A 17,815-nucleotide genomic window follows, 5' to 3' on the forward strand; every position below is an offset into this window, starting at 1 on the left:
TCACGTAACTGTAGGTTCAAGCTTTATTTACAACTTTTTTTAACCCTTTGTTAAACCTGGTTGGTGACTTCTACTGTAGTCATTCGCTTTCAGCGGGCAATCCGAGAGCATCCTTTAAGCGTAAGCGCTTGTGGCTCACGCTTCTTTAATGATGAGTCTCATATATCTGTTCCATCAAACCTTTGCAACGTTTCAACTTAAAATCAACAAAATTTTAGAATAATGTCTTATGCTTTTTATCCCTATCTTTGTTTTCTTTAAGTAAAATCTACCATAAACATTGTCCTTTATTTATTGAATATTACATTCGCTTGTTAAGGAATAAAAAAAATCGGGCAATGCTAGTGATAGGCAATACCCGACTTTTTGTTTTTATTACTCTTTAACAACATCTAACTGTTTCATAGGACCTTCATCCTCCTTCGTATCTTCATTATATGGTTTTACCCTTTTAATAAAGAAAGCTAGAATAAGTGCTAAAACCGCAATCAATGAAGAAATGAAAAAGGTATAATTAATACCGTGTAACATCGCTTCATTCATAATTTGCTGCTGTAGTTCAGATGTAGTTGCTGCACTTTCACCTATATTTGCCATAGCGTCAGAAGCTAATTCCTCTGCTTTTCCTTTCGTTTGATTGTTCATTACAGTAATCAACAACGCAGAACCAATTGCCCCAGATACTTGCTGGAGTGTATTGTTTAAGGCTGTTCCGTGTGGATTATTTTGAGCTGGTAGCTGATTCAAACCATTTGTCATGACTGGCATCATAACCATTGACATCCCAAACATACGTAATGTATAAAGCAGAACAAGGGTAGAATATGGAGTATTCATATCGATTTTACTAAAGTAAAAAGAGGTCACAACAGTTATGTTCAACCCTATCACAGCTAAAATTCTCGCCCCATATTTATCGAAGAGCTTCCCTGTTATTGGCGACATAATCCCCATAATTATAGCTCCAGGAAGCATTAATAGGCCAGATTCCATTGGTGAAATCCCTCGAATGGTTTGCACGTAGATAGGCAGCAAGATCATTGCCGAAAACATCGCAACCGAAATAACAATTGATATCGCTGATGACAAGGCAAACATTGGATACTTATAAATACGAAACTCAAGCATTGGATCGTCCATCCGAAGCTGCCGAAGGATAAAGGTAATTAAAGCGAGCGCGCCAATAACAATCGTTCCGTACACGATTGGACTATCCCAGCCTTTTTCCCCAGCGGAACTAAAGCCATAAAGCAACCCGCCAAATCCTATACTTGATAAAACGAGAGAGATTATATCGAGCTTAATCGCACGTTGTGGTGTTACATCTTTTAATTTAAAGGCTGCAAAAACTAAGGTTAGTAAGGCAATTGGAAGAACAAGGTCAAATAACATTCTCCAGCTGTAATGCTCAATCAACCATCCAGAAAGAGTCGGTCCAATCGCTGGTGCTGTAATCATAACAAGACCAAACATCCCCATTGCTGACCCTCTTTTTTCAACTGGAAATGCGGTAAGCATGACATTCATTAGTAACGGCATCATAATCGCGGATCCTGAAGCTTGAATCATTCGTGCCCCTAATAACACACCAAATGCTGGTGCAATACTAGCTAGGAATGTTCCTAAAGTAAACAAAGACATTGCTGTAATAAATAGCTTTTTATCAGAAAAACGCTGAATAAAAAAAGCACTTGTTGGAATTAATATACCGTTTATAAGCATATAACCTGTTGAGAGCCATTGTACTGCGGTAGCATTAACGTCGAATTCCTCCATAATGGCTGGAAGAGCAATGTTTAGTAATGTTTCATTCAAAATTGCAACAAATGCCCCGATAAATAAAATCGAAATCATGCCATATGGCGGTCTTTTTTGAACAGAATTGAATTCCTTTGCCATAAGTGATCAGCCCTACTTTCTATGTTAAAGTATTAACAATGGAAAAATTTATTTAAGTCAAGATTCAGTGAAACTATCCCGCAAGACGTTTTTCAATAATGGGGTTGGTTTGCCTATACTGTAAAGTTGCAAATAATGCATAGCTCTTGTACAGGCAGTGTAAAATAGTCTACGGAGACTCTCATCACCGTATACTTGCTCTGATGCATCATATATGATGACAGCATCGAATTCGATACCTTTTGACAAGTATGAAGGTATTACAACAACACCTTGTTCATATTCAATTGAGCTGTTCGTCAAGAGCTTAATATCTTTAATGTTGGATAGGGCTTCAAATGCATGTTTACTTTCCTCAGCTGATTTACATATAATAGCAATGCTGTTATACCTAAGACTTCGCAAAGTTGTAACTTTGGATGTGATATATTGATGCAGTTCTGTATGATTATTTACTCGTGTTAGCACGGGGCGCTCGCTGACGCGCTCAAAAGGGATAATCCGTTCGCCATTAGGAATTAGTTTGCGTGTAAATTCAATAATCGGTTTTGTGGATCGGTAGCTTCGTGTCATGTTCATTACTTCTGTATCATCTTTACCGAATATACTCATAACTGTGTGAAAATCATCCATTTCTCGTGCATGGGAGAATATTGCCTGATTAAAGTCACCTAGCACTGTCATCCTCGCTAAAGGAAATAAACGCTTTAGAAACTCGAATTGAAACGGTGAGTAATCCTGTGCCTCGTCAACAAGTACATGCTTTATCGAGCTGTTCGTCTGAAAGCCTTGAATCAGCTCTTTTATAAGTAAAAAAGGAGTAGCGTCTTCATAAAAAAGATTGCCTTCATCAAGCATTTCCAGTGTTAGCTGACAAATCTCCGCCAATCCCTCAGGTATTTCTCCATCTATCAACTGTTTAATCTGTATAGAATCAGAAAATAACTGCTTGTAAATCCCTTTCAAATCGACAAATTTAAACGCCATAATTTGTTTTCGCAACGGCTTCAATTTTTGATGCACAATCAATCTCGCCAGTGCTTTCGTCTCCATTTCATAATCAGCAATCGATTCTCTTTTGAATCCTCGTTTTTTTGCCAAGTAGGTATATGCCTTACGGTAATCGTCTTCGCTAAGAAGCTCAATTTCTTCTTGTACCCATGGCTTTTTCCATTCGACTTTTTCAGCATCATTTAATTTCTTAATTAGCCAATCCTTCAGTTTTTCAAGCCTGTTTGGAAAGCGCAGTGTAGTGTCGTTATGATAAAACCTTTCTGCTATTTGCTCGGCAGTAACAATCGGCTTTCCTCTAAATTTAATAGAGTTAAATAGCATTCCTGATAACTCCAGTGACTTCCTGTATTTCTCGATCACCTTAAAAAAACGAGTTGAAGCTTTGAACTGTATGCTCGCAACCCTTGAATGATACGAAAGAGTATTTTTAGCAGTTAAAACATATTCCAATTGCTCGTATGGATTTTCAACATGAAACTCTTTACTTAGCCGATGATCTAAATATTCCTGAAAGGTGACCTGCTGCATATTTTCTTCGCCAAGTTCTGGAAGGACATTTGATACATACTTATTAAACATCGTATTAGGTGAAAATAAAATGATTTGCTCTGGATTCAGATTTCCCCGATATTTGTAGAGCAAATAAGCAATCCTCTGCAAGGCAGCTGATGTCTTGCCGCTTCCGGCAGCGCCATGGACAATGAGAAGCTTCCCTCGATCATGACGGATAATCCGGTTTTGCTCCTGTTGTATGGTCGCTACTATATTGTGCATATGTTTATCATTCCCTTTTCCGAGTACCTCCTGTAAAATCTCGTCTCCAATGGTGATACTCGTGTCGAACATGGATTGAAGAATGCCGTCGCGGATAAGATACTGCCATTTTCTCTCTATTATGCCTTCGATTTCACCTTCTGGGGATGCATACTTCGCTGGACCAGGCTGGTAATCGTAGTAAACACTTGCGATCGGTGACCTCCAGTCGTAGATAAGGAAATTGTCGCCACTTTCATCAGTAAGCGTTGAGATTCCAATATATATTTGTTCCTTTGTTGGCATTCCATCTTCAATGAAATCAATTCTGCCAAAGTAAGGAACCTCCTGCATACGACGCAGTGTAGACAATCTCTTAGATGCATGTCTATGCGTGCTTTGACTAACAGAAAGAGCTTGAGCCTCTTGTCGCAAACCGATGATCGTCTCAAGAAAATCGTCGAATGTATCCATATTCACCTTTATTTCATCATTAAAGTGTTTACGGATTTGAACCACTTCGTTCCGGCGCTGTGTAGTTTCTTCCACCAAACTGCTGATTCGCTTTTCAATTACTTCCATTACATCTGTTACTCGTTTTTGCTCCTGCTGAAAATTCGAATCCATAGCGAACACTCCTTAAAAAAATAAAAATAAGGGTTGACGAAAGAATAGATTATACCGTATAATTAAATTAGGGATAATATACGAAAATATAATCAATCAGTGTCTATCTATATAAATTTACCACAGGATCTCATTATTTTCAATGTGAGAATTTGAATTCTGTGATTTTTTTGCTTTCTATAGATTAATATAGTCTTAAAAATTACTATGTTCTTTCCCAGTAATAACTACATCTAGTCTGATACCTTTTCAACTTTTTTTCTAAACACTGCCTCTTTTTGACTACCTACAACTTTTCACTTTTACATTTTTCGCATTTATGAAAAAAACATTTAAATTTCCCTTGAAAATTTATTTAAATTACCGGCTAATTAACCACCCTTAAACTTAACTTAACAAACATAAGCCAAATTCCTTAGCTATCCGGAATTTGGCTTATGTTTTTGTCGCGATACTCCAATTTATAATAATATTTACATAATAGGAGTTAAAGATGTTCATAGGATGATAGTTTTACCATTGTTTTGAACTTGCATTTAGTTTTCATTTGAAACTACACCTTTTTTTAAAACTGGAGCATTTTTGCCTAGTATAACTGAAAAGACCACAATTACTGCTATAATCATCGTGAATAGTGTAATCGATTCACCTAAAAATACTGTTGCAAATAGAATCATTAAAAATGGTTGTAAATATTGAATTTGACTGACTCTTGCTATTCCTCCGATAGCCATTCCACTATACCACGCAACATATGCAAGAAATTGGCTAACTACTGCAAGATATATAAAGCTAACCCAAGCTTGAATAGGTGCATGAATCATTTCGGGTGTAACGTTTAACCCAACTGGAATAATAAAAAATGGAGCACCGATCATAATTGCCCAAGCAATCACTTGCCAGCTACCTAGCTCCTTTGCTAACCTCCCCCCTTCTGCGTAACTAAGACCAAGTATCATTACTGCTGCTAGCAGAGCCAAATCAGCTAATTGCAGTCGGCCAAAGCCAAGATGAACTGCATAGATAATAACAGCTAAAGAACCGACTGCACTTGATATCCAGAATTTCAGTGAAGGAGCTTCACCAGCTCTGAGCATAGCAAATCCTGCTGTTGCTAATGGTAACAGGGCTGATTCGATAGCTCCATGAGAAACAGACATTGAATCCATTGCCCAAGAAGTAAGAAGAGGAAAACCTAATACTGCACCTGCTGCGACAATCATAAGACTTTTGAATTGACGAAGGGAAGGTCGTTTTTCTTTGCGAACAATTAAAACGATAGCTACTAAAAAAGCTGCTACAACTGTTCTTCCTAAACCGACAACCGTAGTTCCAAAATACTTTACTGCAATACTTGTAGAAGGAAGAGTTAAGCTAAAACAAATAACTCCTACTAATCCTAATAATAACCCCATTTTTTCTCTTTGCATCAAATCCTGCCCCTATCTTTTTGTTTTTAGGCGATGTTTAAGCTTAATGTTAATTTAGGGAGACTCTACATTATTTAACGCCGATGAGAATCCCTGTCCCCCGCGGAATGCGAACCCCATTGCAGATATAAACGATTAAGATTAAACAGACCCTATTTTTAAGTAACTCTGTACCATATATCTGTTTTTTTATAAAACAGTTCTGATATAATTTACATATTACTAGGTACACATATGAAAAAAAAACCATTCTTTCACCAATCTGTCCTGGTACAGATAATGAGGAAGGAGCAAAATATGAGCTCAAAGTATATTGAGATTATGGAAGAAATAAAACTTCAGCTAGAAAATGGTTCACTTATTGCAGGCAGTAAGCTTCCATCAATTCGTCAGTTATCTGAGCATTTCTCTTGTAGCAAAAATACAGTTATTAAAGCATACGTCGAATTGGAAAAGGAGCATTTGATCTATTCTGTTCCGAAAAGTGGCTACTTTGTCGTGAATGAATATCAAATTGAGGCGAAGGAAAATGAAGTGATTGATTTCTTGTCAGCTGGTCCGGATAAACATGTTATGCCTTATCTTGATTTTCAACATTGTATGAACCAAGCAATTGAACAATATAAGGAAGAGCTTTTTACATATTCTGATCAACAGGGGTCTTTCACATTACGAGTGCAATTAGTGAAATACTTGCAAAATTTACAGGTGTTTACTAAGCCTGAGAGATTGGTTGTTGTATCTGGCTCACAGCAAGCCCTTAATTTATTAGTTACGATGCCATTTCCGAATGGTAAAAATAATATATTGATAGAACAGCCTTCTTATTTCGGAATTATTGAGTCCATCAATCTCCACCAAGCGACTGCTTTTGGAATTGAGTTATCAATGGACGGAATTGATCTTGATCGTCTCGAATACATTTTTCGCAACAATGATATAAAGTTTTTCTATATCATTCCGAGATTTCACAATCCTCTTGGACATAGTTATACAAATAGGGAAAAGCAAAAAATTGTTGAGTTAGCCGAAAAATACGATGTGTATATTGTGGAAGATGATTTTTTAGGGGATCTTGATCCAGATGCAAAATCAGATCCATTATTTGCTTTTGAACCATCTGGGAGAGTGATTTATATTAAGAGCTTTTCAAAAATTTTTCTTCCGGGATTAAGGATTGCAACAGTCATCCTTCCTACTCTTATGATGAACAATTTTTTGCGATATAAATTTAGTTCGGATTTTAACAGTTCTGCCCTTTCCCAAGGTGCGCTTGAAATCTATTTAAAAAGCGGCATGTTTAATAGTCATCTAAAAAAAATAAAAGAAGTATATTACACTAAAATGAACCACCTTCAAGATGCATGTGAAGAATTGCTGCCGGCAAATACTCATTATTCTAAGCCTTCTTCAGGATTCTATTTATCCATCAGCTTGCCCGAGAATGTGACAGCAAAGCAAGTCGTACATATGCTACATGAGGAGAATATATATGTTGATGACGCCTCTAGAATGTTTTTACCAGAATACAAAAAGGATAATCTGATCCGATTAAGTATTTCTCAAGTAGAGATGAGGAAAATTAAGACAGGAGTCGAACGATTGGCTCACAGCATTTCATTGATTGACAGTAGGAAAAATCAAAAACCTAGTAATTTATTTCTATTTTAGGATTTGTCATTCATCTAAGAAAAGTAAAACCCACTCAAAAAAATCTTTGAGTGGGCTCTACGATTAACCTAATTTCCGAAATATGAATGATTACTTTGTTGTCAGCTAGTTTAATGGTTTCCATTTATTACGAATAGCATTATTTAATCATTTACCATCATAGTATGATATGCAGTTAAACCTGTTGCTTCGTCCAACCCAAGCATAATATTCATATTCTGTATAGCTGCACCCGCAGAGCCTTTACCTAAATTGTCTAACCTTGTCATAATCATGATTTGTTCCTCATGCCCAAATACAAATACGTCAGTTCTATTCGTATGATTACACTCTTCAGCATTAAAAAATCCATTTTCTAAATAGGATTCATCATTATAAGGGATGATGCGAATATATTTTTCATCTTTATAGTAATCTGAAAGTACCTCACAAATCTCTTTAGCAGTCACTCTCTTTTTTAGTAATCTAGTTGTTAATGGAATTGATGTGACCATTCCCTTATAAAAATTACCGACAATTGGACTGAATATTGGCGGATATGCAAGTCCAGTTATATGCTGCATTTCCGGTAAATGCTTATGGTTAAAATTTAAAGAATAATGTTTTGGACTATTTATCGCTTGCAAACTACCAGTTTTATAGGTTTGAATTAAATTTTTGCCACCGCCACTATAGCCAGTAATTGATTGACACGTAATTGGATATTCTTTTGGAATTATTTGATTTTTTATAAGGGGATATAGTCCGATAATAAAGCCTGTTGCATGGCAGCCTGGTACAGAAACTCGATTTGAATGTACTATCAATTCTCGTTGCTCTCGATTAAGTTCCGGCAAGCCATAGACCCAATTTTTATTGGTTCTAAATGCAGTGCTTGCATCTATCACCCTTGTTTTATTATTTTCTATCATTGAAACAGCTTCTTTTGATATTGAATCTGGTAAACATAAAAAAACGATATCTGCTTCATTTAATAATATACGACGTTTCTCAGAATTTTTACGATCCACCGAATCAATTTTTAGAATCTCAAGATCATTTCTATTTGCTAAAAAATCATGAATTTTTAATCCTGTTGTACCTTCCTGTCCATCAACAAATATTTTATACATTAGAAAATTCCCCTTCCGACTAATCCGCCTTTTACATAATGATACATTTCACTGTATTATTATTCAATCATAAAATATGATTCAATCCATTAGAAGGAGAGGTCTAAATTTACGAGTAGCATTTTCAACATTATTTACTTTTTAAGGTCACGACAATTATTTCTGGTCGATTATTTATTCGAAGTGGGATTGGATTGTTACCTAAACCTCTACTCACAACCATAATCGAACTTTCATTATGAAATACACCACCATCAAATTCGGGAAAAAAACCTTCTGTTGAAACTAATCCACCGATAATTGGTAAACGTATCATTCCTCCATGAGTATCACCAGAAAATATTAAATCTGCTCCACAATCTGCATATTCCAGGATATAAAAAGGTCTATGTGAAAGTAAAATGTTCACTTCATCTTTAACAGATTCTCCTAATCGTTTGTTCATTTGAATTTCTCCAGATAAATGCTCTTTTAATCCAAATATGTTAATTTTTTCGTTTTGACTTTTAACTGTTACCTGTTCATCATTTAGTACTTCAACACCAAGATTTCTTAGTTTCTCTTCATATGCTTCTTTTGTACCAGCCACTTGATATTTATTTCTATCCTCGTAATATAAACCTTCTTCGTGTTCACCTGTTACATAATAAATTGGATAATTGTTATTCAGATTATCCACCAATTCTATTAGAATTTCACCGTTATTCGGAATATCATGTGAGTTATTTAACATATCACCCGTAATGACAATCATATCTGGTTCAATTTCATTAATTTTCTTAACCAACCTATTGTTTCCTTTACCAAATTCTTTATTATGCAGATCTGATAAGTGAACGATTTTAAAACCGTCAAACTCTACTGGCAAATCATCCAATTGAACAGCTTCATTTGTAACCGAAATCCAATTAAGCTGTGAAAAGTAATAAACGATAGAACAGATTAATATTGCTAAAACTATTACGAATTTTTTACTACGTTTTTTAACCATTATTTCCTCCTGTATAAGCTAAGTTGCTCTAAAGGTAATTACTATTGAAATGAAAAAATAACCCTTACTTCAAAAATGAAAAGTATCCTCAACTAACTAAAAGGTGGAATGTACCTAAAACAAAAGAAACAGACAATCTCTTAGTCTAATAAAATCAGGATTCCTTCAATCCAACCACTTGATTTTACCATATATTTCATAATTGTTTGTATTAACTCCGTTTCTCACCATCGAATTTTGAAATTATTTGTTGATTTTAATTCATTTAGGTAATGTTACGATAGATTCATTTCTATCCCGATCCAATCATAAATATATAAATAATGGTTATGCGAAATCATAGTTCAACAATTGGTTGGAAAAATGTCTAATTAATAGAGGTGGAGATAGATGACAAGCAATATAATACCTATTTGGGATGAGCATTTATTTTGGTTAGAAATTTTACAGGATCATGCTTATTTTGTTAGAGACCATCTTTCGGTGAGTGAAGTTGAATATGTAAATATTTCTCAGCAGTATATTCATTTATTTGGTGAGCTTATTTCCACGCTTAACACGATACCTAAAACAGCAGCTCATACTGATGAAACGCTTGTTTACTTTGCAAACAGAGCTTGGCCAGTTGCGAAAGGCTATTATGAATTTGAAGGGAAGCTACAATCACTTCGAATCGATAATAAAGTAAATTTAAATTTATCTCCTACATATTTAAATGGAACACTTGCTGAAAATCAGGAGTATCTACGGATTTTGACTTTCTTAGTCAAAGGGAAACAACCTGTTCCACTACCTTTAGTAGACTTAATGGACTTATGGCTAGAGGATCAATTAGGACATGTTCTGCTCTTTGAGGATTTACTTGATCCGATTGAAATTATGGCAGCTAATCAGGCTGGCGGATATATAAGAAGTTATCAAGCATTTATGATTCAAAATCACCACTTAAAAGGATATTTGCGGTTTAAAGAACCAAATTTTGCTCGGCAGAAGGAATTTGCCCATGAAGTCGGAAGAACCACACTTGAAATGAGTAGGTTTATTTATAATATGGTGATTAGATATAAAGAAAAAAAGCTTTTGAACAAATCAACTTTAAGGTTCCTTGAACATCATTTTCCGGAAACCTGTTATTTTATAAAAAAATTAAGCTATTATGCACCTGAACTGCGTGAAGAAGCAAGTAATTGTTCTTTGAAAAGATTATCTTATTCTTAAAATATTATGTAATGGTACGCTTTCGAGGACGTATCTCTTTTGTTACGAGTAGTTTTTAAAAAATATACGATGTTTTCGTAAATATTGCTGCTATGCAATCAAATATAATACTATTAACAAGAAAACTCGCACTAGAAAATTTGCGAGTTTTTTGTTATATAAGGATTTACTTGTTAACTAAAGTACCCTTTCAAAGAAGTTAAAAGTTCTTCATTCACCAATTGCATATAAGTGTTTTTTCAACTTTAATGCTTCTTCACACATATTTTTTAATTCCTTAACAAAGTTCCTTATTTCTTGTTGAGGACCATATACACTGGCATATTTTTCGAATAACTTATCACAAATTTTAATAAGCTTTGGGATATCCTTTGTATAGATAATATCTGTTCCATAAAGGTTTAAATTCAATAATAAATCAAAAGCCCGATCCTTTCCAAACTCCTTAAGTAGATATTGTTGGAGCTTTACATCAAAATGGACATACTCTTCCGCCTTAGTTGCTTCTCTATCTGTAACTGCTATAACAAAATCAATACCGCACATTATTTAAAGTCCCACCTGGTTGATATTTTTTAAACACACTACACCTTAATATTCTAAGACACTGGAGCTAACCTGTACAGTGAGTTGAACAGGGTTATTTCTATTACTCTAAGTTTAACATAAATATTCTAACGTTTATTAATGGGGGTTGATTGTAGATGTGGTTATTTGAAATTGAAGAACGGGCCTCCAACTAAAGTCGGAAGCCCGTGTATTTTTAGAATTACTTCTTTTCCGTAAATTTCCAATAATCCATATTAAATAAGTTGTTCTCTCCTTCTCCTTTAAAGATGAAGAAGATATTATGTGTACCGCTAACATTGTTGACATTAGTCTTCATCAGCTGCCATTTCTGGTCTCCGCCAGTCGGATTAACGTCGAGTGTTCCGATCACTTCACCAACTGGGCTGTCTACGCGAATTTCAATTTCACCTCCGACAGTTGAGGCAATATTTGCTTCAAAGGATACAGCTCCATTTCTACCGAAATCCGCTTGGGAGACTGCAACCCAATCTCCATTATTGATATCGGTTACATTAAGGTTAATACTTTCAACCATACTGCCAGGTGCTTGAGATTTCTCAGTTTTAATACCTGCATTCCAGCCGATTGTTTCAGCCTCGTTCCGCTTATAAGGGTCAAGGTTTGCCACCTGGGATACACCTTTCATATCTGCTTTGACATCTTTAATCTTGCCATTCTCATCATATTCGACCTTATTAATATGAGGGGAACGATAACCTTTTGCTTTGTTCATGGCTTTTGCTACCGTTTGGGCATGGTATGTGATATATGTTTGACCTTTAAACTCAAAGAAATCTTGATGGTTATTTCCTCCGACACCGAAGAAAACCCATGGGTTCCTAAGTGCTGTACCCTCATACTTCCACGGTCCCATTGGAGAATCACTAGTCATATACGCAATTTCACCTGTCCCCGGATCATCATCCTGTCGCACACCAGAGAAGTTGGTACTATAAGAGTAATAGTATTTGCCATTTTTCTTGTGCATACCTGATGCTTCGAATAAGAATGGGGCATCAATGACTTGCGGTTCCCCTACAGTATGAATCATGTCATCACTTAGTTTAATGACTCTCGCAGTTGCCGGGTGTTCCGCTTGCTCCTGATTAGGTGGGTTACCAGGTACCCCTCCACCATAGTAAAGATATGCTTGACCATCGTCATCGACAAAGCCTGCCGGATCAAAAAGCCAGAGAACACCCTGAGCTGCAGGATCATTCCGACCGATTAACGGTTTTCCGAGCGGATCTGTCCAAGGCCCAATCGGACTATCGGATGTAAGAACACCAATGCCTGACGCGTTATTGGAAAAATAAAGGAAGAACTTATCTTCTCCATCAATCTCCTTATGTTCAACGGATACGGCCCATGATTGAGTTGCCCACTTTGCCACACCATTAGGGCCCGCAACAGGAATTGCACCGTGATCAGTCCAGTTGATCATATCATCAGAAGAGATGACATTAACCGTATTGATTTTGCTGTAGGTATTATCTATAAGATTTCCGTTTGCATCATATTCGAATTCGTCGTTTGTCATATAAATATAAACTCTACCATCATAGACCATCGCATGTGGATCAGCACCAAATTTATGGCTCATCAGAGCATTGGCATAACCAGGAATTTTTGCAATCGCACTTGTATCCAATTTTTTCAACCCAATGTTGGATACTGCTTCATCTACGGAATAGACGATATCCTTGCCATCTCTACTTTCGGCTGTAACAGAATTGGTCCGGATAACATCGGTCCGGTCGGATGTCACAAAATCTTTTACTTTTAGTTTGATTGTTGCGAATACATCTGAACCTTTATGTGCAATACTTACGTTCCCGCCCTTAACTTGAAGCTTTAAATGGTCCTTTGAATACGTATAAGAACTGGCTCCCCCCATAATATTCTTCGAATTGAACTCTACCCCAGTCACAGTAAGGCTATCGGGAATATTAAAAGAAGCATTTAAAGATGTGTACTTTCCTTTTACCAGTTCATCTAATTTCACTTGAACTTCTAGTTCCATATTGGGAGCCCCAATTACTTCCGGGACACTATTCAACTGAGCTTTCTTGGGTTGTTCCACTGAACTTATAGTTGCCACCTTATTTTCAACATTATTTTCATTTTGCTGTGCCGAAGCAATCGACCCATTACTTGGCACTAAATTTAACAGTATAGAAGAAGCCGCAGTAAGGGCTAACAATTTTTTATACACCATTATACATCTCCTTCTTCAAAATTTAAAAACCTTTAGCATTTTGCTGTGGTTGTATTTCAGTCCGTTGAAACTCCTGAGTCCCTTATATACTAATTTATCAATCAATCTTTTTTCTTTGGCAACACCTCCTGAAAGTCAATATATAGAAAAAGAAAATGACTGCTTGCTTACCTCAGCTTACTTTTTTTTAATATCTATTGAAAAAGCTTTAACACTAATAGAATTATAAAGCGTTTACATTCGAATAAAAATGGAAAATATTTTGAATAAACTATAAATTTCTTTGAATGAAATAGATAATCTATTAAGATAAGTAGAAGATATTTAGAAAAAAATTGTGTTTTCTTGCTTAAAGCTATGTAATCCTAATGGAAAGTTTAGTTTTTATCTTTCACTAGAAGTGAAAATTGTCAAATCCTAATGTTGATAGGAGCTACTCAGTATTAAAGAAATTGGGATATTGTGTTAATCATAAAAAAGTATATCGACTTATGCGGGGACTAGGATTGAAATGTGTAAAATTAATGCGCAAATCTCGAAAATACAATTCCTATAAGGGGAAGGTTGGTAAAGTAGCGAAAAACCGTCTATCCCGCCGTTTTAATACACCTATTCCTCTTCAAAAATTTGTACCTGACATTAAAGAATGGCGAAGTGAAGTTGTATTTAAGCCCTATCCTTGACCTTTATAATGAATTAAATAAACGTTCAACATTAGATCTTGTCATGGAACCTTAATACGAAACAATTAAGATTATAAAGAATCAAGCAACCTACCGTGCTATCATTCATTCGGATCAAGGATGGCATTACCAGCACAACCAATGGGTGAAAACGTTAAAGGAAAATAAAGTATTCCAAAGCATGTCACATAAGGCAACCTGCCCAGACAATGCCTCAATGGAGAATTTCTTTGGCATTTTAAAGCAAGAGATGTATTACGGGGAAAAACTAGTAAGCTATGAAGATTTAAAAAGAAAAATAGAAGATTATATTTACTGGTATAACAATAAACGATCAAAAGAAAAATTGACTGGACTGGGTCCGGTTAAATACCGTATTCAATCCAGCCTATCAGCTGCATAATAAAAACTCTAACTTTTAAGGGTAACCACCTATCATGACCTCTAATTATCGATGAGTAATTATTAATTTTCTTGTAAATAGACTCAAAAAGCTTACCACTAGTGATAGGATTGTAAACAGGGCTACCCAAATAAAGAAAGTAGTATTAAAAATTGATACCATTACTAAGCTTAATATTAAAAATGTGATGAGCGGCATTACAAACCACTTTTTAGTTAAAATTGAAAACAATATTGATGTCAAAACAACTGTAATTGGAAGTATAACCAAAACTAATGCATATATCAAACGTATACACCCCTTTAGTTTATATCTATCATTTTATAATGTTTTAGAAATACGTAATTTTTTCATTAACAAAGATGTTAAGATGCCTAATAACATGAAAAAAGTTAAAATACAAATTACACTAACTATCGGTTCATGTTTAAACGCAAAAATATATTTGTCTATTTCTAAAATTTCTTGAGGGTCTGTAGAAAGCTCTGAAGTGAATACTCTATGTTCTTGCCAATCTTCGTCAATCATCATATATGAACCTACCCAAGAAGTTGCAAAAAAGCTGTAAACAAATATAGGAAGTAGCAATATAAAAATAACAAGTCTTTTCAAACTTTATTCACTCCTCACTATAAAGCTCATTTAACCGTATTGAAGCTTCTTGTTTATCAAATGAACTAAACCATCGATATTGCTGTTTATCAATAATTCGATAATGCTTACTAACTAAATTTTGCTGCAACCGAAAACTTCCTTTTTTATCAACTTCCTTCCACCAGATTCTCCCTCCCATTGTCTTGTCCTTTGGTTTATCAATTCTATTATGAGCAATCGTCTCAATCACTTCGAGAGGATCCTCGCCTAATACAGATTGTAATACCTCACTGTCCCTAAATAATGAGCAAATCACTACTGAAATTGACCATCCCGCTAACACTCTCCCCTTTTCTATCTGAACGAGAGTTTTTTTAGAAATTCCCAAAATATCAGCCATTTTTTCTTGAGAGTACCTATTTTCTAATCTAATTAAACGTATTTTTGCTGAAATAATTTCAACTGCTTTCTCTTTATCGATATTAACACCCCTATATTTACCTTTTGCATGAATTAGTGTAATTTTACACCAATTGATAATCTTTAACAAGGATATTTTTCCAATTTATTTCAAACATTCATTATTTACTTACCTTAGCTAACTGTACAAACATTCTATGATGATACAAATAAAAAAGCTGTCTAAAATGACAGCTCTAAAACTTTATTGATTTATACAGGATGTTTTTTCTTTTTATAATTTACTTATCATTGATCCATCAGAATAAAACGTAACCAATGGAATTTCTGGAGTATTTTCTTCAGAAAGTATACACTGTTTTCCAAGAATCTTTGCTAAGCTTTTCATAAATTCAAATACTGTATTTGCATCATACACATTGTTAATCTCATTCGGCTCAATATCAAATTCTATCTCGTCTTCAGAAAAAAAATAACAGTTTATCAATATCCCGTTAATAGGGATTGTCAATCGAATATGATGATTCTTTTTTTCTTCGAATAAATAATCAACAAATTTCCCCTTATACTCAACTAATTGATCATCTTTATATATTAAAATATTCCAAGAGGAAGTACGAATCCAGTCATAAAATTTTTGCCAATCATTTAAATTACAAGCTTGTACATAAATATCTCTTAAGCTTCCATCTTTGAAAAATACTCTTTCAATTACTTCATCCGTCATTTGAAAAGTCATTTTATCAATCCTGTTACTTTTTATTTTTATTTTTTATATTTTCACACTAAAAAAACTTGCTACATGTATAGAAGACAATCTATGTTAGACGTTAAAATAAAATCAATTTAATTGTTAAAACCTTAAAAAGATGGATTTCATCGTGAGCAAAATCCATCCTTCATTCTTTATTGTTTCATTGTATTCCTTACAAATAAAGACTTGTTTTTATAAACAATTGTACTAACGATTGCGAGTAGTAGTCCTGATATAAGAAATACCATTTGAACTCCTAACAAATCCGCTAACATCCCCATAATGAGAGAGCCGATACTAAAGATTCCTGTTCCTATCGCATTTAATGAAGTATAAACGGTTGACAACTGTTCTTTAGATACACTTGTTTGGATAACCGTTTGTTGTGGGATGTTTTTTACTTGTGTAAAAATGCCGATGCAAAGCGATAAGATGATGGCAATGATCGGTATACTATTTATACTAAATAAGATTGTGACAATGAAGCTTGCAAATGACCCAACAAAAATAAAAGTGCCCAGTTTCTTTTCAATGAAAGGAGAAAATTTAATGCAATAAATACTTCCTACAATCAAGCCTAAGAAGAAAGCACCATTGATAAATCCCCACCATTTTTCATCCACTTTTAATACATCATTAACAAATCCATATAAAATAGCTGCGATCCATACAGTTCCAGCAATCGTTTCGAAAAGATCTAACATAGCTATCCTTTTTAATACAGGAGTGTCAGATAATGTCCTCCACCCTTCTTTTATCTTTTCTAAATTGCCTCTTGACTCAGTTGGTTGGTGTTTAGTGTTTTCTAAAAAACATAACAAAAGACTAGAAATTGTAAATAAACCTCCAACAAGCAATATAAGCTGAAACGAGCTTAAAATGATTAATAATAGACTACCTAAAAACCACATAACAGCTTGAATTGTTTGCATAACAGTTTCAGCAATTCCATTTGCTTGAAGCAATTGTTCCGTTTTCACATAATGTGGAATCAACGTCTGTCTAATCGGATTTGCACAGCCATCAAGAAAGCCTATCAACCCAATGATGAGAAAAAGAAAATAATAGTTAGAAAAAGTTAGATCAATTAATATTAAAGCTAAAATGCCAAGAAAAATCGTTTTTCCAATTTGCGTTCCTGCCATTAACCACTTTAAATGAACTTTACTGATTAACAGCGGTGTTAATAGGCTTGAAATAAACATTGATGAAGTAACGATAAATGGAACAAAGCTAGCAGCAGAAGCAGAGCCTGTTAATTCAAAAATTGCACTTATCACACTAATCATATATAGTACATCGCCGATATTCGCGATAGACTGACCGAACATTAATGTAGTAAAATTTTTATTCCATTTCATTTTATATCCCCCAATTTTTCAATCAGTTTTTGAATTAAGGGATATATTAAATTGGACTGTTCATGAAATTCTTTTCTCCCTTCATATTGATAAATCT

The 17,815-nt window shown here is 34.7% G+C and carries 15 protein-coding genes and 1 pseudogene; 4 read left to right on the forward strand and 12 right to left on the reverse strand.

Annotated features, from left to right (window positions below; translation table 11 throughout):
• Positions 1-375 precede the first annotated feature (375 nt).
• The 3 genes from ACTJJ9_RS00880 to ACTJJ9_RS00890 all read right to left on the reverse strand — a co-directional run bounded on the left by ACTJJ9_RS00880 (position 376) and on the right by ACTJJ9_RS00890 (position 5,723).
• Entirely contained in the window at positions 376-1,899 is a 1,524-nt protein-coding gene (locus tag ACTJJ9_RS00880; protein WP_145584320.1) for a DHA2 family efflux MFS transporter permease subunit, read from the reverse strand.
• Positions 1,900-1,956: 57 nt separating this feature from the next.
• Positions 1,957-4,293, reverse strand: a complete 2,337-nt coding sequence (gene helD / locus ACTJJ9_RS00885) for an RNA polymerase recycling motor HelD (RefSeq protein ID WP_145584318.1) — start codon at positions 4,291-4,293, stop codon at positions 1,957-1,959.
• 536 nt (positions 4,294-4,829) lie between these two features.
• Entirely contained in the window at positions 4,830-5,723 is an 894-nt protein-coding gene (locus ACTJJ9_RS00890) for a DMT family transporter (RefSeq protein ID WP_145584316.1), read from the reverse strand.
• 297 nt (positions 5,724-6,020) lie between these two features.
• Here ACTJJ9_RS00890 and ACTJJ9_RS00895 point away from each other — a divergent pair, with 297 nt between their 5' ends.
• Complete coding sequence (locus tag ACTJJ9_RS00895) at positions 6,021-7,394, forward strand: aminotransferase-like domain-containing protein (protein WP_145584314.1); 1,374 nt, start codon at positions 6,021-6,023, stop codon at positions 7,392-7,394.
• A 143-nt stretch (positions 7,395-7,537) separates the two neighbouring features.
• On the opposite strand, the gene argC is transcribed toward ACTJJ9_RS00895, so the two are convergent.
• Both argC and ACTJJ9_RS00905 read right to left on the reverse strand, forming a co-directional pair.
• Positions 7,538-8,506 (reverse strand): N-acetyl-gamma-glutamyl-phosphate reductase, encoded by a 969-nt coding sequence (gene argC, locus ACTJJ9_RS00900; protein WP_145584312.1) that lies wholly within the window; start codon positions 8,504-8,506, stop codon positions 7,538-7,540.
• A 130-nt stretch (positions 8,507-8,636) separates the two neighbouring features.
• Positions 8,637-9,497 carry a metallophosphoesterase gene (locus ACTJJ9_RS00905; protein WP_145584310.1) on the reverse strand — a complete coding sequence of 287 codons (861 nt, stop codon included), beginning with the start codon at positions 9,495-9,497 and terminating at the stop codon, positions 8,637-8,639.
• 390 nt (positions 9,498-9,887) lie between these two features.
• Here ACTJJ9_RS00905 and ACTJJ9_RS00910 point away from each other — a divergent pair, with 390 nt between their 5' ends.
• A complete protein-coding gene (locus ACTJJ9_RS00910; protein WP_255452003.1) occupies positions 9,888-10,715 on the forward strand; it encodes a DUF2935 domain-containing protein in 828 nt (275 codons plus the stop codon).
• Positions 10,716-10,925: 210 nt separating this feature from the next.
• Here ACTJJ9_RS00910 and ACTJJ9_RS00915 read toward each other — a convergent pair whose 3' ends face one another.
• A complete protein-coding gene (locus ACTJJ9_RS00915) occupies positions 10,926-11,261 on the reverse strand; it encodes a hypothetical protein (RefSeq protein ID WP_145584308.1) in 336 nt (111 codons plus the stop codon).
• A gap of 223 nt (positions 11,262-11,484) precedes the next feature.
• On the reverse strand, positions 11,485-13,503 hold the full coding sequence (locus tag ACTJJ9_RS00920) for a glycoside hydrolase family 43 protein (RefSeq protein WP_440768352.1): 2,019 nt from the start codon (positions 13,501-13,503) through the stop codon (positions 11,485-11,487).
• A gap of 407 nt (positions 13,504-13,910) precedes the next feature.
• On the opposite strand from ACTJJ9_RS00920, the gene ACTJJ9_RS00925 reads away from it, so the two are divergent.
• Entirely contained in the window at positions 13,911-14,186 is a 276-nt protein-coding gene (locus ACTJJ9_RS00925) for an IS3 family transposase (RefSeq protein ID WP_145584306.1), read from the forward strand.
• Positions 14,187-14,244: 58 nt separating this feature from the next.
• Positions 14,245-14,589 (forward strand): annotated as a pseudogene (locus ACTJJ9_RS00930) (transposase); the annotation flags it as partial.
• 45 nt (positions 14,590-14,634) lie between these two features.
• On the opposite strand, the gene ACTJJ9_RS00935 reads toward ACTJJ9_RS00930, so the two are convergent.
• The 5 genes from ACTJJ9_RS00935 to ACTJJ9_RS00955 form a co-directional block, all read right to left on the reverse strand.
• Entirely contained in the window at positions 14,635-14,877 is a 243-nt protein-coding gene (locus ACTJJ9_RS00935) for a DUF2651 family protein (protein ID WP_186324289.1), read from the reverse strand.
• A gap of 33 nt (positions 14,878-14,910) precedes the next feature.
• Positions 14,911-15,201 carry a DUF4306 domain-containing protein gene (locus ACTJJ9_RS00940; protein ID WP_095300159.1) on the reverse strand — a complete coding sequence of 97 codons (291 nt, stop codon included), beginning with the start codon at positions 15,199-15,201 and terminating at the stop codon, positions 14,911-14,913.
• A 7-nt stretch (positions 15,202-15,208) separates the two neighbouring features.
• The gene (locus tag ACTJJ9_RS00945) at positions 15,209-15,664 is read right to left on the reverse strand and encodes a helix-turn-helix transcriptional regulator (protein ID WP_095300179.1); all 456 of its coding nucleotides are present in this window, start codon (positions 15,662-15,664) and stop codon (positions 15,209-15,211) included.
• 213 nt (positions 15,665-15,877) lie between these two features.
• Positions 15,878-16,342 carry a hypothetical protein gene (locus ACTJJ9_RS00950; protein ID WP_145584302.1) on the reverse strand — a complete coding sequence of 155 codons (465 nt, stop codon included), beginning with the start codon at positions 16,340-16,342 and terminating at the stop codon, positions 15,878-15,880.
• A 167-nt stretch (positions 16,343-16,509) separates the two neighbouring features.
• A complete protein-coding gene (locus tag ACTJJ9_RS00955; RefSeq protein ID WP_145584300.1) occupies positions 16,510-17,718 on the reverse strand; it encodes an MFS transporter in 1,209 nt (402 codons plus the stop codon).
• Positions 17,719-17,815: the final 97 nt, after the last annotated feature.

The sequence above is a fragment of the Metabacillus sp. 22489 genome (assembly GCF_052044855.1).
GTDB classification, from domain to species: domain Bacteria; phylum Bacillota; class Bacilli; order Bacillales; family Bacillaceae; genus Metabacillus; species Metabacillus niabensis.